A 21,120-nucleotide genomic window follows, 5' to 3' on the forward strand; every position below is an offset into this window, starting at 1 on the left:
CATCGCGAAGGGCGGAGTGCGGCAATGCCCATGAATGCGATCTATCACGGCCCGGTGGATTTGCCGGAGGTGATCCCCGTCTTCCCGTTGTCCGGCGCGTTATTGTTGCCGCGCGGGCAGATGCCGCTCAACATTTTCGAGCCGCGCTATCTCGACATGGTCGATGATGCGCTGGCCTCGCGGCACCGGCTCATCGGCATGATCCAGCCGGACTCCGCGCATCCGGGTCCGGAAGACAAGCCGAACCTGTTCAAGGTCGGCTGCGTCGGGCGCATCACCCAGATCGCGGAAAGCGGCGATGGCCGCTACCTGCTGCAGCTCACCGGCGTCTCGCGTTTCCGTATTGAAGAAGAGCTTCAGGTTGCGACCGCCTATCGCCAGTGCCGCGTGACCTATGCGCCCTTCGCCGACGATTTCATCGCCCGCAAGGGCGAGGACGAGGTCGACCGCAAGAACCTCTTGCGCACACTCGCGGATTTCCTGACCGCCAACAACCTCAAGGCCGATTGGGAAGGCATCGAGAACGCGCCGAACGAGGCGCTGGTCAATGCGCTCGCCATGATGTCGCCCTACGGCTCGGCGGAAAAGCAGGCGCTCCTTGAAGCGCCGGACCTGAAGACGCGCGCCGAAATTCTGATCGCGGTGACCGAGATCGAGCTCGCCAAGAATCGCACCGATGGCGAGACGCCGCTGCAGTGAGCTTTGTCATCGCATTGCGGGTCATGGCCGGGCTTGACCCGGCCATCCATCACGCGAAATAGAGGGATGCGCGGATCGGGTCCGCGTATCACTGGTAGAGAAGGCGGCGCTCCATGTCCGACGAAAAAGCCACCGACAAGGTCGATCCGAAGCTGCTCGAAATTCTCGTCTGCCCCTTGACCAAGGCGGCCCTGGAATACGATGCGGCCAGGCAGGAACTGATTTCGCGCAGCGCCAAGCTCGCCTATCCGATCCGCGACGGCATTCCGATCATGCTTGCCGAAGAGGCGCGCAAGCTGGATTGAACCGCCTTCGCGTTGCGAGACACGAGTGGACGCGGGTGCTCCTGACGGTGGGGGCGGAATTGACTCACAGGGACTTCATCTCATGCTGAAAATCTACGGACGCAACACATCGTCGAATGTGCAGAAGGCCATGTGGGCCATCGGCGAGCTCAATCTGAAATACGAGCGCTTCGACGTCGGCGGGGCTTTCGGCAAGAACAAGGAGCCGGACTACCTTGCGATGAATCCCAACGGCCTCGTGCCGACACTCGTCGAAGGCGATTTCATCCTTTGGGAATCCAATGCGATCGTACGCTATCTCGCGCGTGCGTATGGTTCAGGGACGCTGGAGCCCTCCGATCCGAAACAGATCGCGCTCGCCAACCAATGGATGGACTGGCAATTGTCGGTCGTGGGCCCTGCGATTTTCCATGCCTTCTGGGGTCTGATCCGCACACCTGCCGAAAAGCGCGACATGGCGGCGATCGCCGAATCGCAGCGCAAGACCACCGAGGCCATGCAGATCCTCGACGCGCAGCTGTCGCGAACCGCCTATGTCGCCGGCGACCGCTTTTCCATGGGCGACATTCCGGTCGGCGTGATGGCGTACCGCTTCCGCCAGCTTTGCCCGGAGCGGCCGAACATGCCGAACCTCGAACGCTGGTATTCGACGATCGAAAAGCGGCAGGCGTTCCAGGATCACGTCGGCTCGATCCCGCTGAGCTGAGCCGGACGCCTTTCGCGGCAAGTGCGGCACCGGCTAGCTAATGCGCCCTCTCCCCGTGCGGGAGAGGGCAAGTCGGTCTTGCAGCGGACGACGATGGGTGAGGGGTCATGGTCTCTCGATAGGTCTTCACCCCTTACCCATGACGAGTCGTTGGACTGGCGGAGCAGCGCTCTCCCGCACGGGGAGAGCGCGAAAAAAATGCAATCGCCTCGCACGCGGCAATGCTAAAGCGCCTCGCCCTTCAGAAGCTTCGGCACATCGCCGGTCAGACCCGCGGCCTCGCGGATGAAGAAGTCCTTCAAATTCGGCATGCGGTCGACAAGGCCGAGTCCCATGTCGCGAACGAGCCGCAGCACATCGGAATTGTTGGAGAACAGCCGATTCAGACCGTCGGTCGCAACACCCATCGCCATTGTGTCGAAGCGCCGCCAGCGCTGGTAGCGCTCCAGCACCGAATGCGCGCCGACATCGATGCCGAGCCGGGCTCCATCGACGATCGCTTCGGCCAGAGCCGCCACATCGCGCAGGCCCATATTGAGACCCTGCCCCGCGATCGGATGGATGATATGCGCAGCGTCGCCGACAAGCGCCAGGCGCTCGCCGATAAAGCTGCGCGCGACATAAAGCCCGAGTGGAAACGCCTTGCGCGGACCCGCCAGTGCAAGATCCCCGAGATGCAGCCCGAAGCGCATTTCGAGTTCGGCGAGGAAGTCCGGGTCCGGCAACGCAACGAGGCGTGCGGCCTGGGCCCTGCTTTCGGTCCATACGATCGAGCAGCGCCTGCCCGTCAGTGGCAGGATCGCGAATGGACCGGCGGGAAGGAAATGCTCCTCGGCGCGGCCATTGTGATCGCGCTCATGTGCAATCGTGGTGACGATACCGGCCTGGTCGTAGTCCCAGCCGTAGGTCGTGATGCCTGCCTGTTCGCGGATCGACGACCGCGCACCGTCCGCGGCGACCAGCAATCGAGCCGACCGCGACGTGCCATCGGAAAGCGTCGCGGTGACGCGCGCCGGCTGGTGATGGAATTGCGTGACCGCGACCGGACGCAGATCGACGCCTTCGGCGCGCGCCTTGTCGAGCAGCGCCGCGATCATCGGGCCGTTCTCGATCATGTGTGCGAATGGCTCGCCCGGCGCGATTTCGCCGTCGAAGGTGAGGTAGGACGGCCGCATGGCGTGATCGAGCTTGGAATCCGTCACCACCATATCGAGGATCGGCTGTGCGCCCTGCGCGATCTGTGGCCACACGCCGATGGTCTCGAACAGGCGGCGGGCGGCGGCGGCAATCGCGGAGGCGCGCGGATCGGAAGAGGCGCGATCCAGTGCCGGATCGGCGAGCGTTACTGAAAGCGCGCCCTCCGAGGCCTGCCGGAGTGCGATGGCGAGTGCCAGTCCGGCAAAGCCGCCGCCGGCGATCAGGATATCGGTTTTGCTGTCCACTTGCGTCACTCTTCAAACCATGATCCGTCAGCTGCACGCCGCCCTTCGGGCGGCCCCGAAATAACGGCACAGGGAGCGAGCTTTTTCATGTCCGACGCCATTTCGGCCCTTCTCAATGTCCTCGATCTTGAGCCGCTGGAAGTCAATCTGTTCCGCGGCCGCTCGCCGCAGACCGGCTGGCCGCGGGTGTTCGGCGGCCAGGTGATCGGCCAGGCCCTGGTCGCCGCCAGCCGCACCGTAGAGGGCATCGCGGCGCATTCCATGCACGCCTATTTCGTTCTGCCGGGCGATCCCAAAGTACCGATTGTCTATGAGGTCGAGCGCACCCGCGACGGACGCAGCTTCACCACCCGCAGCGTCAAGGCGATCCAGCACGGCCGGCCGATCTTCATCATGATCGTGTCGTTCCACAATGACGAGGACGGCCTCGACAACCAGATGCCGATGCCGGACGTGCCTGCGCCGGAAACGCTGCCGGGCGAAGATGCCGTGCTGCGCGACATCCTGCCGACGCTGCCCGAACAGGTGCAGCGCTATTACAAGCGCGAGCGCCCGATCGAGCTGCGTCCGGTCGATTACGGGCATTATCTCGGGCGCAAGCCCGCCGACGGACGCTTCAATGTCTGGATCAGAACCACCGCACCGCTGCCCGACGATATCGCCATCCATCAATGCGCGCTGGCCTATGCGTCCGACATGACGCTGCTCGACACCGCGCTGGTGCCGCTCGGCCGCACGCTATTTGAGAAGGATTTCATGGGCGCCAGCCTCGATCATGCGCTCTGGCTGCACCGGCCGTTCCGGGCCGACGAATGGCTGCTGTATTCGCAGGATTCGCCCAACCTGCACGGCTCGCGGGGATTGTCCCGCGGGCTCATCTTCCGGCGCGACGGCACACTGGTGGCGACCGTCGCCCAGGAAGGGCTGGTCCGTCTGCGGCGTTCGGAGCCCTGAGCCGGACCGCGCATTTGGAATGGCAGCGTCATTCTGCGCTTAACTTTTTACGGGCAGACGATAACCTGTTGCGTGGGAACGGCCGGCGGTGCCGGGCGGATCATATCGATGCGCCAATGAGGGCGCGGCAAATCAGGGGCTCGCGTCATGAAGCTGGTCGTCGCGATCATCAAGCCGTTCAAGCTCGAACAGGTCCGCGATGCGCTGACCAATGTCGGCGTGCACGGCATGACGGTGACCGAAGTGAAGGGCTATGGCCGCCAGAAGGGCCATACCGAAATCTACCGCGGCTCCGAATATGCCGTCCATTTCCTGCCCAAGGTGCGGCTGGACATTGCCGTCCCTTCGGAAAGCGTTGACAAGGTGATCGAGGCGGTGATGCAGGGCGCCAAAACCGGCCAGATCGGCGACGGCAAGATTTTCGTGATCCCGATCGAGCGCGCGATGCGGGTGCGCACCGGCGAGACCGACGCCGACGCGCTTTAGACCTGCCGCTCCACCATCATCTTCTTGATCTCGGCGATCTCTTTCGCCGGATTGAGGCCTTTCGGGCAGGCTTTCGAGCAGTTCAGGATGGTGTGGCAGCGATAGAGCCGGAACGGGTCTTCCAGGAAGTCGAGCCGTTCGCCGGTCGCCTCATCGCGCGAATCCTTCAGCCAGCGGCCGGCCTGCAACAGCGCGGCGGGGCCGAGATAGCGGTCGCCGTTCCACCAATAGCTCGGGCACGAGGTGGTGCAGCAGGCGCACAGGATGCACTCGTAAAGTCCGTCGAGCTTCTTGCGGTCGTCCTCGCTTTGCCGCCATTCCTTCTGCGGCTGCGGCGTCTCGGTCTTCAGCCAGGGCTGCACCGAGGCATATTGCGCATAAAACTGGGTGAGGTCGGGCACGAGATCCTTGATCACCGGCATATGCGGCAGCGGATAAATCTTCACGTCGCCTTTGATCTCATCCATGCCGCGGGTGCAGGCAAGCGTGTTGGTGCCGTCGATATTCATCGCACAGGAGCCGCACACGCCCTCGCGGCAGGACCGGCGGAAGGTCAGCGTGGCGTCGATATTGGATTTGATCCAGATGAGAGCGTCGAGAACCATCGGCCCGCAATCGTCGAGATCGACCTTGTAGACATCAACGCGCGGATTGTTGCCGTCGTCCGGATTCCAGCGATAGACGCGGAACTCGCGCTCGTTTTTGGCGCCGGGCTTTCCCGGCCAGGTCTTGCCTTCGGTGACCTTGGAATTCTTCGGCAGCGTGAATTCGACCATGACTTGTTTTGCTCTTTCTTCTCGTCATTGCCGGGCTTGACCCGGCAATCCATCATTCGAAAAGGATGGATGCGCGGATCAAGTCCGCGCATGACGCTGGTTAGTACACCCGAGCTTTGGGCTCGATATAGGCGATGTCGTTGGTCATCGTGTAGGTGTGGACGGGACGGTAGTCGATCGTGACCTTGCCGGTCTTCGGATCGAGCCAGGCCAGTGTGTGCTTCATCCAGTTCTTGTCGTCACGCTCGGGATAGTCCTCGCGCGCATGCGAGCCGCGGCTTTCGGTGCGGTTTCGCGCGGAGTCCATCGTGACCACGGCCTGCGCGATCAGGTTGTCGAGTTCCAGCGTCTCGACCAGATCGGAATTCCAGGTCAGCGAGCGGTCGGTGACATGGATGTCCGGCATGCCCTGATAGACTTCATGGATCAGCTTGTGGCCCTGCTCCAGCGTTTCGCCGGTGCGGAACACGGCGCAGTAATCCTGCATCACCTTCTGCATTTTCAGCCGCAGCGCCGCCGTCGGCGTGCCGCCGGATGCATGGCGGAACTTGTCGAGCCGCGACAGCGCGAGATCGGCCGAATCCTTCGGCAGTTCCGGCTGCTTGCCGTGTTTCTCGACGGTCTGGCTGCAGCGTTCTGCCGCGGCGCGGCCGAACACCACGAGATCGATCAGCGAGTTCGAGCCGAGCCGGTTGGCGCCATGCACCGACACGCAGGCCGCTTCGCCGATCGCCATCAGTCCGGGGACCACGGCGTCGGGATCGCCGGCCTTCTTGGTCAGCACTTCGCCGTGGAAATTCGTCTGGATGCCGCCCATGTTGTAATGCACCGTCGGCAGCACCGGGATCGGTTCCTTGGTAACGTCGACGCCGGCGAAAATGCGCGCGCTTTCGGAAATGCCCGGCAGGCGCTCGTGCAGGATCTCCGGCGTCAGATGGTCGAGATGCAGATAGATGTGGTCCTTGTTCTTGCCGACACCGCGGCCCTCTCGAATCTCGATGGTCATCGAGCGTGACACCACGTCGCGCGAGGCAAGGTCTTTCGCCGATGGCGCATAGCGCTCCATGAAGCGTTCGCCGGCAGAATTGACCAGATAGCCGCCCTCGCCGCGTGCGCCTTCGGTGATCAGGCAGCCGGCGCCATAGATGCCGGTCGGGTGGAATTGAACGAATTCCATGTCCTGCAGCGGCAGGCCGGCGCGCAGCACCATGGCATTGCCATCGCCGGTGCAGGTATGCGCCGAGGTAGCGGAGAAGTAAGCGCGGCCATAGCCGCCGGTCGCAAGGATGGTCATGCTCGAGCGGAAGCGGTGCACCGTTCCGTCGTCGAGCTTCAGCGCAACGACGCCGACACAGCGGCCTTCCTGATCCATGATCAGGTCGATGGCGAAAAACTCGATGAAGAATTCCGCCGAATAGCGCAGCGATTGCGAATACAGCGTGTGCAGCATGGCATGGCCGGTACGGTCGGCCGCGGCGCAGGTGCGCTGGGCGATGCCCTTGCCGTAATTCGTGGTCATGCCGCCGAACGGGCGCTGATAGATTTTGCCGTCCTCGGTTCGCGAGAAGGGCAGGCCCCAATGCTCCAGCTCGTAGACGGCTTCCGGCGCATTGCGTACGAGATATTCGATGGCATCCTGGTCGCCGAGCCAGTCGGAGCCCTTCACCGTGTCGTACATGTGAAAGCGCCAGTCGTCCTCGCCCATATTGCCGAGCGCGGCGGCGATGCCGCCCTGCGCCGCCACCGTATGCGAGCGGGTCGGGAACACCTTGGTGATGCAGGCGGTGCGCAATCCCGCCTGGGCGCAGCCGACCACCGCGCGCAAACCGGAGCCGCCGGCGCCGACGACCACGACGTCGAAGGTGTGGTCTTCGATCGGATAGGCCTTGCCGTTCGTGGCTGGCGCGCCGTTCGGCTTGCTGCCGTTGGTCTTGTCGTTCATGGCCTCAAACTCCGAAGGACAGCTTCACCAGCGCATAGAGGCAGGCCAGCGCGATGACGAAACAAAAGAAGGTGTTGCACATGATCAGCGTGAGCTTGTGATCGCTGTGCACGTAATCCTCGATGATCACCTGCATGCCGAGCCACATATGGTATGCACTCGCGATCACGAAAAGCATGATGGTGATGGCGACGAAGGGCGATCCGAGGATCTGGGCCGCGGCGGCATGATTGCGGCCAAGCAGGCCGATGACGATAAACACGAAGATGATGGTCAGCGGCACCAGCGCGACCGAAGTGACGCGCTGCTTCCAGAAATGATCGGTGCCCGACCGCGCCGAACCGAGATAGCGCACGCGCGACAGCGGCGTGCGCATCGAGGGATGCTTGCCGCTCATCGCACGCCTCCCATGAAGACGAAGCCGACGATCCAGATCAGCAGCGTCAGCCCGACCGAGCCGACGATGGTTGCGAGCGTCAGCCATTCGCGTTCGGCCGGTCCGAAACCACGGCCGGTGTCCCAGATCAGATGGCGGATGCCGCCAAGCATGTGGTGGATCAGCGCCCACGTGTAGCCGAACAGGATCAGCATGCCGAAAATCGAGCCGGTGAAGGCCTGGACCTTTGAATAAGCGGTCGGCCCGGACGCCGCTGCCAGCAGCCACCAGGCCAGCAGCAAGGTGCCAAAGAACAGGGCGGCTCCGGTAATGCGGTGGGTGATCGACATCATCATGGTGAGCATCGGCCGGTAGATGCTCAGATGCGGAGACAGCGGTCTCTCGACGGTGCGGCGGGTATTGGCCATTCGCTTCAAACTCCAGCGGCCCTGGGGCCGTCCGTTGGGGGCCCGGAGCATGAGCCGGATGCTGTCCGGCCGCCGGAACCCGGATTGCCTGCCTCGTGCCGCGGCGCTGACCTGACGGGTCAGGGACGATGTCCAAAGCGCCAGTTTACACCTAGAAGGCAGTCAAATTTCGGAAACGGCGAACCAATATCGCGATTTCAGCGACTTGCAATAAGCATTTGGAGTAGGATGCCTTCGCCATTTCCGAAGGATGCTGCCACAATTGCAGAATTTCAGGGGTACGCGCCGTGCGTTTTGACCTGCCCGATCTCAGTCTGTTCCGGCATGTGGTGGAGGCCGGGAGCATCACCCAAGGCGCAGCCCGGGCGAACCTGGCGCTGGCTGCCGCCTCGACCCGTATCCGCAACATGGAGGATGCGATCGGCGCCCCGCTGTTGATCCGCGGCCGCCAGGGCGTAAGCGTGACCCAGGCGGGTCGAACGCTGCTGCAGCATGCGCGCACGATCCTCGCCCAGGCGGAGCGGCTGCGTGAGGATCTCGGGGCCTATTCCGGCGGCTTCTTCAGCCAGGTCCGCATCCTGTCCAATACAAACGCGCTGACCGAGTTTCTGCCCGATGTGTTGAGCCCGTTTTTGGCCGCGCATCCGCATGTCAGCGTCGATCTCGAAGAGCGTCTGTCCGATGAAATCGTCGGCCTGATCGGGGAGGGGGTCGGCGATATCGGCATCGTCGCGGGCACGGTTGACACCAGCCGTCTCGTGACCTTCCCGTTCCGCACCGACCGCTTCGTGCTGGTGGTGGCTCGCGATCATCCGTTGGCCCGGCGGGAAAAGGCGTCCTTCGCCGAGGTTCTCGATTACGACTTCGTCGGGCTCGACCGCGCAAGCGCCCTGCAACGCTTTCTCGCCGACAAGGCCAGCCGGCTTGGCCGGCCGCTGAAATTGCGGGTGCAGCTGCGTTCGTTCGATGGCGTGTGCCGCTTGGTCGAGCGTAACGCCGGAATCGGCATCGTGCCGGAAACCACGGTGCGGTGGGCGGCGCGTTCGATGGCCATCAAGGCGGTTGATTTAACCGACACCTGGGCGTTGCGCGATCTCACGATCTGCGTGCGCGACATCGCGGCCATGTCGCCTTTCGCGCGGCAATTGGTCGAGCATATGCGCGCGCCGTGATCTTTCAGGTCTATCGCGGGATCAGCACCCAGTAATCCAGATCGAGGATCACCGCCGGATCGTCCTCGTCGCCGCTGTTCAGCGGGAATTCGCGACAGGGCTTGTCCTTCGTCGCGACCGTGCGCACCCGCAACGCGCCGAGGTCGCTCCGCTGCGGCAACTCCGCCGTGGCGAGAATTTCCGACCAGGCAAAAACGGTATTGCCTGCAAAGAGCGGCGCGACATGCCGTCCGCCATTGATGCCGGCGACATGAAACGCATTGCCAAGCCCATTGAACGACAGCGAGCGGGCGAGCGAGATCACATGCCCGCCATAGATCAGCCGGCGTCCGAACCGGCCCTGTCCTTCGGTGAACTGGTTGAAATGGACCCGCGCGGTGTTCTGATAGAGGCGCGTCGCGATCATGTGCTCGGCCTCTTCGACCGTCATGCCGTCGACATGATCGATCTTTTCGCCCACCGCGTAATCGCCGAAGCGATCGGCGCTGCCGGCCAGCACATTGTCATAGGCAGTTGTGTCGATCGGCGGGCAGGCATCGCCAAGCATTTTCGGGTCGAGCGCGGTCGGCAGCCGCGGAACATGCTCGCCCTGCACCTGCGCCTTCTCGTCGCGCTTTCTGACCATCACCCAGCGCACATATTCCAGCACCGGAACGCCGTCCGCGCGGTATCCCACCGAGCGCACGAACACGATGCCCGTCTTGCGGCTGGAATTTTCCTTCAATCCGATGACTTCCGACACTGCATTGAGCGTATCGCCTGGATAGACCGGCGCGAGAAAGCGGCAATTGGCATAACCCAGATTGGCCACCGCGTTGAGCGAGATGTCCGGCACCGTCTTGCCGAACACGACGTGGAAAACCAGGAGGTCGTCGACCGGCGAACGGGGATAGCCGATGCCCTTCGCGAAGGCGTCGGAGGATTGCACCGCAAAGCGCGCGCCGAACAATCCATTGTAGATCGCCACATCGCCGATCGTGATCGTGCGCGGGGTCGCGTGCCGGATGGTTTGCCCGATGCGAAAGTCCTCGAAGAAATTGCCTGAAGCCGTCTTGCTCATGATGAGATCGAGCGCCTTGCGCGATTTTGCTGATACCGGCACGCGTATCAACGACGCGTCCGGGTCCGCGTCAAGCCTCGGGCACGAGGCAAGGCATCCCGTCCGGTCCGTATCCGCATCGCTCTTGCATGTTTCGGCCAGCGTCCCGCCCGGCACAGTGCCGCACCCCGTCTTGCCAAGCCCGCCCGCGCCCATTAGCACTCCGCCGGTCCCTCCTTCCTGAAGGCGCAATTCATGGCCAGCTACAATCTGCTCCTGCTTCCCGGCGACGGCATCGGCCCCGAGGTCATGGCCGAGGTCAAAAAGCTGATCGATCTTTTCAACCGGAAGGGGATCGCCAAATTCAGCTACGAGGAAGGGCTGGTCGGCGGCGCCTGCTATGAGGCGCACAAGGTCTCGATCACCGACGCCACCATGGACAAGGCGCAGGCCGCCGACGCCGTGATTTTCGGCGCGGTCGGCGGCCCGCAATGGGACAAGGTACCCTATGAGGTGCGCCCCGAAGCCGGCCTCCTGCGGCTGCGCAAGGATCTCGCGCTCTACGCCAATCTGCGGCCCGCGGTGACCTATCCCGCTTTGGCCGACGCCTCCTCGCTCAAGCGGGAATTGGTCGAAGGCCTCGACATCATGATTTTGCGCGAGCTGACCGGCGGCGTCTATTTCGGCGAGCCCAAGACCATCACCGATCTCGGCAACGGCCAGAAGCGCGCGGTCGATACCCAGGTCTACGACACCTATGAGATCGAGCGCATCGCCCGCGTCGCCTTCGAGCTGGCGCGCCAGCGGCGCAACAAGGTCACCTCGATGGAAAAGCGCAACGTCATGAAATCCGGCGTGCTCTGGAACGAGGTCGTCACGCAGGTGCATGAGCGCGACTTCAAGGACGTGCAGCTCGAACACATGCTCGCCGATGCCGGCGGCATGCAGCTCGTGCGCAATCCGAAGCAGTTCGACGTCATCGTCACCGATAATCTGTTCGGCGACATGCTGTCCGACGTCGCCGCCATGCTGACCGGCTCGCTCGGCATGCTGGCCTCGGCTTCGCTCGGCGAGGTCAATCCGAAGACGGGCAAGCGCAAGGCGCTGTACGAGCCGGTGCATGGCTCCGCGCCGGACATCGCCGGCAGGGGCATTGCCAATCCGATCGCGATGATTGCCTCGTTCGGCATGGCGCTGCGCTATTCGTTCGGCATGGGCAAGGAAGCCGACATGGTGGATGCAGCGATCTCGGCCGCGCTCGCCCGCGGGCTTCGTACCGCCGACATTGCCGCGAAGGGCGAGCAGACCGTCGGCACGGCGGAAATGGGCCAGGCGATCGCCGAGGAAATCGAGACGGCGATCGGTTAGGCAACCACGAGCGCCAGAAAGCGCTTGACGACTCAATTCACAAGGCTACCATATTTAGAGATTACGGTCTCCGTGATCCCATCATGTTGGGGTTATGGGGCTAAGAGGGAACCCGGTGCGCCGGTCTTGCGCATGATCTTGTTCCGAAAAGCGGTCTCCGCTTTTCGCGATCATGCGTCGGCAAAGCCGGGGCTGCCCCCGCAACTGTGAGCGGCGAGCGGCTGCCATTTCGGCCACTGATGCGTGCATCGGGAAGGCCCGGCAAAGCCGCAACGACCCGCGAGCCAGGAGACCTGCCGTAATCGCTGACACGTCCTCGGGCGGGGTGCCCCGGTGCGACGCTTGCCGCCGGGCTCGCTCACCTTGAGTCCGGTCCTCGTCCGCAAGCCGTCCGCTGCGCATCCAGCCCCAACGCAATGGGTCTGCGATGCCTGAGCTTGCCTATGACTTCGATCGCCGCGGCGATATCGTGCCGGTCAATCACCGCGCAGCAATCAACACGGGGATGCGCGACCTGCCGCTTCAGGTGCTGCGCGGCGGCGCGCCGGAATTGCCGGCGCAGAATCCAGGCCGGGCGCCGATGCCCGCGCCGCTCTCTCCGCGGCCCAAGCCTTCCGATCTCACGCTCGACCGCAGCCGCGATGCGCTGCTGACCAATTTCGGCAAGGCCACGCTCAACGATCGCTATCTGCTGGCGGGCGAAAGCTATCAGGACATGTTCGCGCGCGTCGCCTGTGCCTTTGCCGACGATATTGCGCATGCACAACGGCTTTACGATGCGATGTCGCAGCTTTGGTTCATGCCGGCGACGCCCGTGCTCTCGAACGGGGGCACCACGCGCGGACTGCCGATCTCCTGTTTCCTGAATTCGGTGTCCGATTCGCTCGAAGGCATCGTCGGAACCTGGAACGAGAATGTTTGGCTCGCCTCCAATGGCGGTGGCATCGGCACCTATTGGGGTCATGTCCGCTCGATCGGCGAGAAGGTGAAGGGCGGCGAGACGTCCGGGATCATCCCCTTCATCCATGTGATGGACGGCCTGACGCTTGCCATCTCGCAGGGTTCGCTGCGCCGCGGCTCGGCCGCGGTCTATCTCGACATCCACCATCCGGAGATCGAGGAGTTCCTGGAAATCCGCAAGGCCTCTGGCGACTTCAATCGCAAGGGTCTCAACCTGCATCACGGCATAAACGTTACCGACGCTTTCATGGAAGCGGTGAGGACGGGCGCCATGTTTGCGCTGCGCAGCCCGAAGAGCGGCGAGACGATCCGGGAAGTCAATGCGCGTCAGCTCTGGCAGCGCATTCTTGAGACGCGGCTGCAGACCGGCGAGCCGTATCTTCTGTTTATCGATGCGGTGAACCGGGCGTTGCCCAAGCACCAGCGCGAACTCGGCCTCAAGGTGTCGACGTCCAATCTATGCAGCGAGATCACGTTGCCGACCGGGATCGACCATCGCGACGAGGAGCGTACCGCGGTCTGCTGCCTGTCCTCGCTCAATCTCGAAACCTGGCAGCAATGGTGCGATGTGCCTGACTTCATCGAGGATGTGATGCGCTTTCTCGACAATGTGCTGACGCATTTCATCGACGTTGCGCCGGACGGCATGAAGCGCGCGCGTTATGCCGCCTTGCGCGAGCGCTCGGTCGGTCTCGGCGTGATGGGCTTTCACTCCTTCCTGCAGGCGAACGGTATTCCGTTCGAAAGCGCGATGGCGAAGTCCTGGAACTTCAGGATGTTCCGGAAAATCCGCCGCGATGCCGACGCAGCTTCCGTGGCTTTGGCGAAGGAGCGCGGCGCATGTCCCGATGCGGCCGAGCGCGGGGTGATGGCGCGCTTCTCGCACAAGCTGGCGATCGCGCCGACTGCATCCATCAGCATCATCTGCGGCGGCACCAGCGCCTGCGTCGAGCCCGTCCCGGCAAACATCTACACCCACAAAACATTGTCGGGCGCGTTCTCCGTGCGCAATCCGCATCTGGCCAGGCTGCTTGCGGCGAAAGGCGCGGACACCACGGAGGTCTGGCAATCGATCATTGCTCATGAGGGTTCGGTCGCCCACCTCGATATGCTGAACGAGCACGAGAAGATGGTGTTCCGCACCGCCTTCGAGATCGACCAGCGCTGGCTGATCGATCTTGCCGCCGACCGCGCGCCCTTCATCTGCCAGAGCCAGTCGCTCAATCTCTACATTCCGGCCGATGTCGATAAGTGGGATCTCCACATGCTGCATTGGACTGCGTGGAAACGCGGCATCAAGAGCCTCTACTACTGCCGTTCCAAGTCGATTTCGCGTGCGGCCTTCGCTGGCACGCTGTCCGCCATGGCGCAATCCGGAGCTGCGGCGGCACCCGCCCGCACCGACTATGAGGAGTGCCTCGCATGTCAGTAACCGAAGGCGGCTTGCACGCCGCGCTCGATCTCGGGCGCTGGAATCCGCGCAGCCTGATCGGGACAGGGAAGGTAGGCCTCCTCGAATCCACCGGCACCTACGACGTCGACCGCTACGCCTGGGCCTACGAATTCTGGAAGCGCCAGCAGCAGACCCACTGGATGGGCGAGGAGGTGCCGCTCGGCGCCGACATCAAGGATTGGGCCTCCGACCGCGTTACCGCGAACGAGCGCGATCTGCTGACCCAGATTTTCCGCTTCTTCACCCAGTCCGACATCGAGGTCGGCGACAATTATCTGAAGCGGTATATCCCGATCTTCCAGCCGCTCACCGTGCAAATGATGATGGCCGCCTTCACCAATATGGAGACGGTGCATATCGACGCCTATGCGCTGCTCCTGAAGACGCTCGGCATGCCGAAAACCGAATTCGAGGCTTTTCGCGATTACGGGGAAATGCGTGCCAAGGCTGATTACATGCATGAATTCGGCGTTGAAACCGTTGCTGATGTAGCGCGCACGCTCGCCATGTTCGGCGCTTTCACCGAAGGCATGGCGCTGTTCGCGAGCTTCGCGATGCTTCTCAATTTCCCGCGCCACAACAAGATGAACGGCATGGGCCAGATCGTCAGCTGGTCGGTGCGCGACGAAAGCCTGCACTGCGAGGGCGTGATCCGTCTCTTTCATGAATGGCATCGTGAGACCGGTGCGGTGACGCCTTCCGTGCGCGACGATATCGTGGATGTCGCCAAGACGATGGTGAAGCTTGAGGAGAACTTTGTCGATCTCGCGTTTGCGCTCGGCGATGTCGAGGGCATGAAGCCGGCCGATATTCACGCCTATGTCCGCTATGTCGCCGACTGGCGGCTGACGCAATTGCGGTTGCCGACTTTGTTCGGATATTTCGAGCAAGGCGAAAGCGGCTATACGCAGATCAGACCGCATCCGCTGCCGTGGCTGGTGGAAATCCTGAACGGCGTCGAGCACGCCAATTTCTTCGAGCAGCGCGCCACGGAGTATTCCAAGGGCGCGAGCCGCGGATCATGGGATGGCGACGAGGGTGTATGGGCAGCGTTCGATCGCACGCGAGGCTGATCCGGACTCCAGAGCGAGGCCGCGCGGGACATGCCGCGCCTTGTTCGAATCGTGCGGTTCCAGAGGCATCTGTTCTTAGGTTCGAGTCCGGATGACGACTCGCCTGCCCGCGATCCAGCCGGTATAGTCCCACCGGATTGCAACAGCGATTTGAGGGACAGTCCGTTGATTCGCCTGGCCGCATTTCTCTCCGCGCTGCTATTCGGCGCGTTTCTGTCTGCGGAACCTGCAACTGCCCAGAAGCGCGTCGCCCTCGTGATCGGCAATGGTGGCTACAAGCATTCGGCGCATCTGAAGAATCCCGCCAACGATGCGAATGACGTGGCGGCCGCCTTGCAGCGGCTCGGCTTCGACGTCCTGCGCGGTATCGACCTCAGTCACGACGGCATGCGCGACATCCTCAGATCCTTCTCCCAGAAGGTCGAAGGTTCCGATGTGGCGCTGCTGTTCTACGCCGGCCATGGACTCCAGGTCGGCGGCAAGAACTATCTCCTCCCCGTCGATGCCAGGATTGAGACCCAGGCGGACCTGGAATTCGGGTCGATCGATCTGAACCGGGTCATGTCCTTCATGGAAGGGCAGGCCAAGACCAGCATCGTGTTTCTCGACGCCTGCCGTGACAACCCGCTCGGTGCAGCGCTGTCGCGTGGAACCCGCTCCGCCGCGGTCGGCCGCGGGCTCGCTCAGATCGAATCCGGAATCGGTTCGCTGATCGCTTTCGCCACGCAGCCCGGCAATGTGGCGCTCGACGGCGAGGGCCGTAACAGCCCGTTCACCTCGGCGCTGCTGACCGTGATCGAGCAGCCCGGCCTTCCGCTGAGCGAAGTCATGATTTCGGTGCGCAACGAGGTGCTGAAGACGACCGGCGGCAAGCAGGTTCCATGGGAACATTCTTCGCTCACCGGGCAGTTCTATTTCAAGCCGGTCAAACCGGGATCGATCACGGCGCCCGATCAGGCCGGACTGGAGGTCGCCTTCTGGAACTCGATCCAGCACAGCAAGAATCCGCAATTGTTCGAGGCATATCTGCGCCGCTATCCGAACGGGACATTCGCCGAGATTGCCAAAATCAATTTGCAGGAAGTGAGGCAGGCGGCGGCCCTACCGATCGCTCCGGATGAGAAGACGCCGCTCAGCGAAGCGGGCCTGCTGCGCGAAATTAACGAGCGTCTGTATGAACTGAATTTCGATACCGATGTCGACGCATCCGGTGAGAGAATGCGCGCGGCGATCCGTCAGTTCGAGAGCAGGATCAATCTCGCACAAACCGGCATTCCGACTCGCGGTATTCTGAACCGGCTGCGCGATCTTGGCGGACTGAAGCCATGGGGCGCGATCGTCTACAGCAAAGCCGATGGCCGGTGGGGGATGTCGTGGGATCATCAGACGCGCAGGGCCGCGGTCGACGACGCCCGCAAGACCTGTGGAGCCGATTCATGCGCCATCGAAGTCAGCTTCTTCGGAACCTCCTGCGGCGCCTTCGCATCGTCCGACGCCAGCTGGGCGCTGTCGACACGCGATGATCTTCAGCGGGCGAAGGATGCAGCGCTCGGCGATTGCGGCAAGCGCGGCAAGCCATGCCGGATCATCGCCGCGTCATGCGCGGATGGTGACGGCCGGATGGCTGCACGCTGAGCCACGCCATCAATCCGAAACCGGGTGAGCACCGCGCCGCATTTTCGTTTCCTGGTTTTTGAGCAGGCAAGTTGGGAGATCGCATTGGGATGACGTTCGATTTGTTGGCTAAAGCTTCCGTCCCGGTGGCCGCTCTGGCGCTGTGGCTGTGTGAGCCGCTGCCCGCGCAGGCGCAGGGCAGCATGGGCGGTTCGATCGGCGTGCAGGAAAAATCGGTCTCGGGCGATCGCGATCCGCCGCGGGCCGCGCCGCCGTCGAGCGCTGCGCCGGAGCCAAAACGTGCGGCGCCGCCGCGCCGTCCGGCCAACTACGATGGCGTCTGGCAGGTCACGAATATCGGCTGCGGCGGCGTGCCGGGGACCGCGATTGTTTCCGGAGGCCGTATCAGTGGCGGCGGTGTCACCGGTTCGGTGAGCAGCACCGGAAAGGTTCGGACGGCGACAGCGGTGTCGGTCGGCTGGGGCCAGATTTCCGGCAATCGCGCCTCGGGAGGTTTTAGAACCCAAGATGGCTGTACCGGTCGATGGACCGCTGTCCGCCGGTGAAACCGCTTTCCTGAAAAAACAAAAAAGCGCGGGAACGTTGCCCGCGCTTTTCTCAAAGCCGCGAATCGCTGTCGGCTTACCACCAGTCGACGCGGCCCGGCCATGGCCGGCCGCCGGGCGTATCGAACGGTCCATTCAGCGGATTCCGATTCCAGGTAAGGTTTGGATTTGCGTTGTCCAGCGCGGAATAGCCGTAAGGCTCGGCATATTCGCGATACTTGTATTCGCCCGGCAGCAATTCCGGTCCGGGATCGAGATAGGAGCGCTGCCGCACCACGACGCGCGGACGGGTCCGGTGCTTGGCCTCGCGCTGCTGGGCCGAATACAGGAACATATCGTCGCTGCGATTGCGACTCTGGGCGTCCGCCGCATCGGTCGTGAGCAGCAGGGCGCCGCCGATCGCGGCCGCAGTCAGGGAGCCAAGGAGGGTCGGGCGCATATCCGTCCTGTTATCCGATTCCGGTTTCAACTCAGTTTACGCGGCTTTGGTTCACTGCAACAAGCGATTAGGCGGCAGCACGCCGCGGCCGGCGCGCCCCAGTCCGGATGCGTGGCAAATTGACCACGGCCGGGACTTGCGCCACCGTTCCGGCTCTGGCCGGAACCACCCAATGGGCAAACATCGGCAACTTCCTGACCTGCTGCCGCGGCTGACCGCGTTCGCCCGCGTGCTGCTCAACGACCACGATGCCGCCAACGATCTGGTTCAGGAAGCCGCCTCGCGGGCCTTGGCGGCGCGTCGGGTACCGGCTGACCCACCCGCCTACCGCGCCTGGCTCTTCAAGATCGTGCGCAATGCCGCGCTGGACGAGCTGCGGCGACAGAAGCGCACGCCGATCGCGGACGATGCGGCCGCAGCCCAGGCAATGCCGGTGGTTTTCAATTTCGACGATGCCTGGATTGCAAAGATCACCGTGGAGCAGGGGCTTTCGGCCCTGTCCCGCGACCATCGCGAGATCATCGCCTTGATTGACATCGCAGGTTTCAGCTATGGCGAGGCCGCCGACCTGTTGCAGATCCCCGACGGGACGGTAATGAGCCGCATTACCCGGGCCCGCGGCATGCTGCTTGCAGCCATTTCCAGCAACACCGTCCGCCCGCTGAAGTCGAGCCATGGCCGCTGATCGAACCGAAGACCTTGAGGCGCTGAACGCCTTCGTCGACGGCGAGTTGACGCCGGACGCGCATGCCCGGATGGCGGCGCGAATCGCGGCCGACCCGGCCTTGGCGCGCGCCCACGCGACACTGGCGCAGCTGCGTGCGGGCCTTGCCGGCTACGCCGACGCTGCCCGGCCACCGCGTATCGCAATGCGGCCGCGGCGCACCACTTGGCCGGCAGCGGCTGCCGCAACCTTGGCTGCGTTGCTCACCGGCGCGGCGGTTGTGCAATGGTACGTGGCTCATCCGGCTCCACGGCAGCTCGACGCGGCTCTGGATCATGGCGCGGTTCGGCCGGTCTCGCTCGACAGCCGTCCGATGGTGCCGGATCTCAGCGCCGCAGGACTGAGATTGTTACGCGTCGATGGCGAGGCGGGCCGCCCGCTCGACCACCTGGTCGCGGTCTATGTCGGGCCGCGCGGGTGCCGGCTCGAGTTGCATGTGCGGCCGCACGGCTCGGCGCCAATTGTTGCGCCGCAATCGACGCACAGGCATCAATGGTCCGACAGCGCCGCGGTCTACGAATTGCTGGCATTTGGCATGCCGTCGCACCGCTTTGCGGTGGTTGCCGAGGCGGCCGAGCGTCAAACCCGCGCATTGGCCGGGCCGAACCCGGAAAGGCTGCGGGAGGCGCGCCGCGATGCGCCGCCCTGCGTCGGATAATCGCGCGCGCGGTGGAATAATTTCGGGCCGCCGCTCGTTTCTTCCGCTCACGGTTTGCGCAATGGCGATTGCGACAGACCGGAGGCCGCGTTGTGCGGCATCACAGGGAGAACGACCAATGCCGGGGAAAATCGAACGATCGATTGAGGAACTTTACGCCGACGATCCGGAGCGGGCGGACGCGGTGGTATTCGGGCGCAAGGCTGGAGTCGACCGCCGCGGCTTTCTCGGGGGAGCGGGTCTTGCGGCGATGGGCGCCGCGGTCGGCGGCTCCATACCATTTGCCGCCAATATGCCGGGCGGGCTGATCCCGGCGGCGCGCGCGCAGGACAAGCCGCCGGCACCCGCAGCGGCTGCCCCAAAAGGACCGACCTATCTCGATTTCCCCGGCAAGGACAAAGGCCTGGTCGTCATTGGCGAAAAACCGCTGGTGGCGGAAACACCTGAGCATCTGCTCGATGACGACACCACGCCGTTCGAGAAATTCTTCATCCGCAACAACGGCCAGCTCCCGGAGCCGGCCAAGGACGCCGACAAGTGGACCATCAAGATCGACGGTGAAGTCGACAAGCCCATGGAGATCGCGCTCGGCGACCTCAAAACGCGGTTTACGCCGGTGACTCGCCGCATGGTGCTGGAATGCGGCGGCAATGGCCGCTCGTTCTTCACGCCGCAGGCGCGCGGCAATCAATGGACCAATGGCGGTGTCGGCTGCGCGGAATGGACCGGGGTGCGGGTTGCCGATGTGCTGAAAGCCGCGGGCGTGAAGCCATCGGCGGTATTCAGCGGTCATTACGGCGCCGATCCGCATTTGTCCGGCGATCCGGCGCGCGTCGCAATCTCGCGCGGGGTGCCGATCAAGAAGCTGATGGACGAGAACAACCTGATCGTCTGGAACATGAACGGCAAGCCGCTGGAAAACATCCATGGCGGGCCGGTGCGCCTCATCATCGGCGGCTGGCCGGGTTCGGTGTCGGCGAAATGGCTCAACCGCATCTGGATCCGGGACAAGGTGCATGACGGCCAGGGCATGGGCGGCACGTCGTATCGTGTCACGATCAAGCCGATGGTACCGGGGGGCAAGCCCGATCCCGACAATTTCAAAGACTTGGAGTCGATGCCGATTCGCTCCATCATCACCAATCCCTCGGATGGCACCAAAATTCCCGCCGGCACCCGTGAGGTGAAATTGCGTGGCGCATCCTGGGCAGGCGACCACGAGGTGAAGCAGGTCGATGTCTCGACCGATTACGGCGCGACCTGGCATCCGGCCCAGCTCGAAAAGCCGAAAAACAAATACGACTGGCAACGCTGGACCGCGACCGTCAAGCTGCCATCCGACGGCTATTACGAAATCTGGACCCGCGGCACCGATTCCCAAGGCGTCGCACAGCCGCATGTTGCAGGCTTCTGGAACCCTCAAGGTTATGGTGCGAACCCGATGCATCGCGTTCGGGTGCTGGTGGGTTGATCGCGAATGAAGCTGCGACAATTCAACGAGGGAGCCGCCGCGCGCATCGCGTGGCGGCTTCTCTGCATGCTGGCGGTCGGGGCTCTTTGCTGGACTCCTTTGGCGGCGCTCAGCCAACAACAGCAACGCACCTTTACCCCGACCGACGAAACGCCCGAGGATTTGCCTGCCGGTCCGGGCCGCGACGAGACCTTCTATTCCTGTACGCCATGTCACGGCTTCAAGATCGTCGCGCAGCAGGGCCTGACACGCGCCCAGTGGGACGACTCGCTCAACTGGATGACCACCAAGCACGGCATGAACCAGATCGAAGGCGAGGACCGCAAACTGATCCTTGATTATCTTGAGCAGCATTATCCGCCGCGGACGCGCCCCGGCGGCCGAGAAAGTCCCAATCCGTTCCTGAACTAGCGCTTTCGCCGTTCGGCCCTGATCGCTTGCGTTCCGCTTGCCACGCCGCAGGCTGCAA

22 protein-coding genes and 1 riboswitch are annotated in these 21,120 nt (G+C 63.4%); of the genes, 15 read left to right on the forward strand and 7 right to left on the reverse strand.

Annotation, left to right across the window (positions count from 1 at the left end; translation table 11 throughout):
- Nucleotides 1-24: 24 nt before the first annotated feature.
- From ACK41X_RS02435 to ACK41X_RS02445, 3 genes are all read left to right on the forward strand, one after another.
- Nucleotides 25-699, forward strand: a complete 675-nt coding sequence (locus ACK41X_RS02435) for an LON peptidase substrate-binding domain-containing protein (RefSeq protein WP_409718900.1) — start codon at nt 25-27, stop codon at nt 697-699.
- 113 nt (nt 700-812) lie between these two features.
- Nucleotides 813-1,004 carry a Trm112 family protein gene (locus ACK41X_RS02440; protein ID WP_409718902.1) on the forward strand — a complete coding sequence of 64 codons (192 nt, stop codon included), beginning with the start codon at nt 813-815 and terminating at the stop codon, nt 1,002-1,004.
- A gap of 82 nt (nt 1,005-1,086) precedes the next feature.
- A complete protein-coding gene (locus tag ACK41X_RS02445; RefSeq protein ID WP_409718904.1) occupies nt 1,087-1,710 on the forward strand; it encodes a glutathione S-transferase family protein in 624 nt (207 codons plus the stop codon).
- 224 nt (nt 1,711-1,934) lie between these two features.
- On the opposite strand, the gene ACK41X_RS02450 is transcribed toward ACK41X_RS02445, so the two are convergent.
- Nucleotides 1,935-3,152, reverse strand: coding sequence for a ubiquinone biosynthesis hydroxylase (locus ACK41X_RS02450; RefSeq protein WP_409718906.1), 1,218 nt, complete (start codon nt 3,150-3,152; stop codon nt 1,935-1,937).
- 87 nt (nt 3,153-3,239) lie between these two features.
- On the opposite strand from ACK41X_RS02450, the gene tesB reads away from it, so the two are divergent.
- Complete coding sequence (gene tesB, locus ACK41X_RS02455) at nt 3,240-4,106, forward strand: acyl-CoA thioesterase II (RefSeq protein ID WP_409718908.1); 867 nt, start codon at nt 3,240-3,242, stop codon at nt 4,104-4,106.
- A 147-nt stretch (nt 4,107-4,253) separates the two neighbouring features.
- Nucleotides 4,254-4,592: a P-II family nitrogen regulator gene (locus ACK41X_RS02460; RefSeq protein ID WP_409718910.1), complete on the forward strand. Its 339-nt coding sequence runs from the start codon at nt 4,254-4,256 to the stop codon at nt 4,590-4,592.
- Here ACK41X_RS02460 and ACK41X_RS02465 read toward each other — a convergent pair.
- From ACK41X_RS02465 to sdhC, 4 genes are all read right to left on the reverse strand, one after another.
- Nucleotides 4,589-5,368, reverse strand: a complete 780-nt coding sequence (locus tag ACK41X_RS02465; protein ID WP_409718912.1) for a succinate dehydrogenase iron-sulfur subunit — start codon at nt 5,366-5,368, stop codon at nt 4,589-4,591. The two genes, ACK41X_RS02460 and ACK41X_RS02465, sit on opposite strands and share 4 nt — an antisense overlap.
- A gap of 100 nt (nt 5,369-5,468) precedes the next feature.
- The gene (gene sdhA, locus ACK41X_RS02470; RefSeq protein WP_409718914.1) at nt 5,469-7,310 is read right to left on the reverse strand and encodes a succinate dehydrogenase flavoprotein subunit; all 1,842 of its coding nucleotides are present in this window, start codon (nt 7,308-7,310) and stop codon (nt 5,469-5,471) included.
- Nucleotides 7,311-7,314: 4 nt separating this feature from the next.
- A complete protein-coding gene (gene sdhD / locus ACK41X_RS02475; protein ID WP_409718916.1) occupies nt 7,315-7,707 on the reverse strand; it encodes a succinate dehydrogenase, hydrophobic membrane anchor protein in 393 nt (130 codons plus the stop codon).
- On the reverse strand, nt 7,704-8,114 hold the full coding sequence (sdhC, locus tag ACK41X_RS02480; protein ID WP_409718918.1) for a succinate dehydrogenase, cytochrome b556 subunit: 411 nt from the start codon (nt 8,112-8,114) through the stop codon (nt 7,704-7,706). Before sdhC ends, sdhD begins: the two co-directional genes overlap by 4 nt.
- Nucleotides 8,115-8,401: 287 nt before the next feature.
- Between sdhC and ACK41X_RS02485 the strand changes: the two genes are divergently transcribed.
- A complete protein-coding gene (locus ACK41X_RS02485; protein WP_409718920.1) occupies nt 8,402-9,286 on the forward strand; it encodes a LysR substrate-binding domain-containing protein in 885 nt (294 codons plus the stop codon).
- 10 nt (nt 9,287-9,296) lie between these two features.
- Here the strand turns inward: ACK41X_RS02485 and ACK41X_RS02490 are convergent, their stop codons facing one another.
- Entirely contained in the window at nt 9,297-10,346 is a 1,050-nt protein-coding gene (locus ACK41X_RS02490) for a MaoC family dehydratase (protein WP_409718922.1), read from the reverse strand.
- 234 nt (nt 10,347-10,580) lie between these two features.
- On the opposite strand from ACK41X_RS02490, the gene leuB reads away from it, so the two are divergent.
- From leuB to ACK41X_RS02515, 5 genes are all read left to right on the forward strand, one after another.
- A complete protein-coding gene (gene leuB / locus ACK41X_RS02495; RefSeq protein WP_409718924.1) occupies nt 10,581-11,693 on the forward strand; it encodes a 3-isopropylmalate dehydrogenase in 1,113 nt (370 codons plus the stop codon).
- A 47-nt stretch (nt 11,694-11,740) separates the two neighbouring features.
- A riboswitch (cobalamin riboswitch) is annotated at nt 11,741-12,009 on the forward strand.
- Between the two features lie 111 nt (nt 12,010-12,120).
- Nucleotides 12,121-14,085, forward strand: coding sequence for a ribonucleoside-diphosphate reductase subunit alpha (locus tag ACK41X_RS02500; RefSeq protein ID WP_409718926.1), 1,965 nt, complete (start codon nt 12,121-12,123; stop codon nt 14,083-14,085).
- Nucleotides 14,076-15,179: a ribonucleotide-diphosphate reductase subunit beta gene (locus ACK41X_RS02505; RefSeq protein ID WP_409718928.1), complete on the forward strand. Its 1,104-nt coding sequence runs from the start codon at nt 14,076-14,078 to the stop codon at nt 15,177-15,179. Before ACK41X_RS02500 ends, ACK41X_RS02505 begins: the two co-directional genes overlap by 10 nt.
- Before the next feature lie 165 nt (nt 15,180-15,344).
- Complete coding sequence (locus ACK41X_RS02510; protein WP_409718930.1) at nt 15,345-16,814, forward strand: caspase family protein; 1,470 nt, start codon at nt 15,345-15,347, stop codon at nt 16,812-16,814.
- An 89-nt stretch (nt 16,815-16,903) separates the two neighbouring features.
- Nucleotides 16,904-17,359 (forward strand): hypothetical protein, encoded by a 456-nt coding sequence (locus ACK41X_RS02515; protein ID WP_409718932.1) that lies wholly within the window; start codon nt 16,904-16,906, stop codon nt 17,357-17,359.
- Nucleotides 17,360-17,435: 76 nt separating this feature from the next.
- On the opposite strand, the gene ACK41X_RS02520 is transcribed toward ACK41X_RS02515, so the two are convergent.
- A complete protein-coding gene (locus tag ACK41X_RS02520; protein ID WP_409718934.1) occupies nt 17,436-17,798 on the reverse strand; it encodes a hypothetical protein in 363 nt (120 codons plus the stop codon).
- A gap of 136 nt (nt 17,799-17,934) precedes the next feature.
- Between ACK41X_RS02520 and ACK41X_RS02525 the strand changes: the two genes are divergently transcribed.
- The 4 genes from ACK41X_RS02525 to ACK41X_RS02540 all read left to right on the forward strand — a co-directional run bounded on the left by ACK41X_RS02525 (nt 17,935) and on the right by ACK41X_RS02540 (nt 21,062).
- Nucleotides 17,935-18,483, forward strand: coding sequence for a sigma-70 family RNA polymerase sigma factor (locus ACK41X_RS02525; protein WP_409718936.1), 549 nt, complete (start codon nt 17,935-17,937; stop codon nt 18,481-18,483).
- A complete protein-coding gene (locus tag ACK41X_RS02530; protein ID WP_409718938.1) occupies nt 18,473-19,180 on the forward strand; it encodes an anti-sigma factor family protein in 708 nt (235 codons plus the stop codon). The genes ACK41X_RS02525 and ACK41X_RS02530 overlap by 11 nt, the downstream gene beginning before the upstream one ends.
- Before the next feature lie 118 nt (nt 19,181-19,298).
- Nucleotides 19,299-20,651, forward strand: coding sequence for a sulfite oxidase (locus tag ACK41X_RS02535; RefSeq protein ID WP_409718940.1), 1,353 nt, complete (start codon nt 19,299-19,301; stop codon nt 20,649-20,651).
- A 6-nt stretch (nt 20,652-20,657) separates the two neighbouring features.
- On the forward strand, nt 20,658-21,062 hold the full coding sequence (locus tag ACK41X_RS02540; RefSeq protein WP_409718942.1) for a hypothetical protein: 405 nt from the start codon (nt 20,658-20,660) through the stop codon (nt 21,060-21,062).
- Nucleotides 21,063-21,120: the final 58 nt, after the last annotated feature.

It is taken from the genome of Pseudorhodoplanes sp. (genome assembly GCF_046289595.1).
Lineage (GTDB): Bacteria > Pseudomonadota > Alphaproteobacteria > Rhizobiales > Xanthobacteraceae > Pseudorhodoplanes.

Bases quoted from the DNA above. Each gene is read 5' to 3' on its own strand.
- ACK41X_RS02490 (WP_409718922.1), bottom strand. From the start codon at position 10,346: ATGAGCAAGACGGCTTCAGGCAATTTCTTCGAGGACTTTCGCATCGGG.
- ACK41X_RS02465 (WP_409718912.1), bottom strand. From the start codon at position 5,368: ATGGTCGAATTCACGCTGCCGAAGAATTCCAAGGTCACCGAAGGCAAG.
- ACK41X_RS02440 (WP_409718902.1), top strand. From the start codon at position 813: ATGTCCGACGAAAAAGCCACCGACAAGGTCGATCCGAAGCTGCTCGAA.
- ACK41X_RS02540 (WP_409718942.1), top strand. From the start codon at position 20,658: ATGAAGCTGCGACAATTCAACGAGGGAGCCGCCGCGCGCATCGCGTGG.
- ACK41X_RS02505 (WP_409718928.1), top strand. From the start codon at position 14,076: ATGTCAGTAACCGAAGGCGGCTTGCACGCCGCGCTCGATCTCGGGCGC.
- ACK41X_RS02515 (WP_409718932.1), top strand. From the start codon at position 16,904: ATGACGTTCGATTTGTTGGCTAAAGCTTCCGTCCCGGTGGCCGCTCTG.
- ACK41X_RS02435 (WP_409718900.1), top strand. From the start codon at position 25: ATGCCCATGAATGCGATCTATCACGGCCCGGTGGATTTGCCGGAGGTG.
- ACK41X_RS02520 (WP_409718934.1), bottom strand. From the start codon at position 17,798: ATGCGCCCGACCCTCCTTGGCTCCCTGACTGCGGCCGCGATCGGCGGC.
- ACK41X_RS02445 (WP_409718904.1), top strand. From the start codon at position 1,087: ATGCTGAAAATCTACGGACGCAACACATCGTCGAATGTGCAGAAGGCC.
- ACK41X_RS02460 (WP_409718910.1), top strand. From the start codon at position 4,254: ATGAAGCTGGTCGTCGCGATCATCAAGCCGTTCAAGCTCGAACAGGTC.
- ACK41X_RS02530 (WP_409718938.1), top strand. From the start codon at position 18,473: ATGGCCGCTGATCGAACCGAAGACCTTGAGGCGCTGAACGCCTTCGTC.
- sdhA (WP_409718914.1), bottom strand. From the start codon at position 7,310: ATGAACGACAAGACCAACGGCAGCAAGCCGAACGGCGCGCCAGCCACG.
- tesB (WP_409718908.1), top strand. From the start codon at position 3,240: ATGTCCGACGCCATTTCGGCCCTTCTCAATGTCCTCGATCTTGAGCCG.
- ACK41X_RS02535 (WP_409718940.1), top strand. From the start codon at position 19,299: ATGCCGGGGAAAATCGAACGATCGATTGAGGAACTTTACGCCGACGAT.
- sdhD (WP_409718916.1), bottom strand. From the start codon at position 7,707: ATGAGCGGCAAGCATCCCTCGATGCGCACGCCGCTGTCGCGCGTGCGC.
- ACK41X_RS02500 (WP_409718926.1), top strand. From the start codon at position 12,121: ATGCCTGAGCTTGCCTATGACTTCGATCGCCGCGGCGATATCGTGCCG.
- leuB (WP_409718924.1), top strand. From the start codon at position 10,581: ATGGCCAGCTACAATCTGCTCCTGCTTCCCGGCGACGGCATCGGCCCC.
- sdhC (WP_409718918.1), bottom strand. From the start codon at position 8,114: ATGGCCAATACCCGCCGCACCGTCGAGAGACCGCTGTCTCCGCATCTG.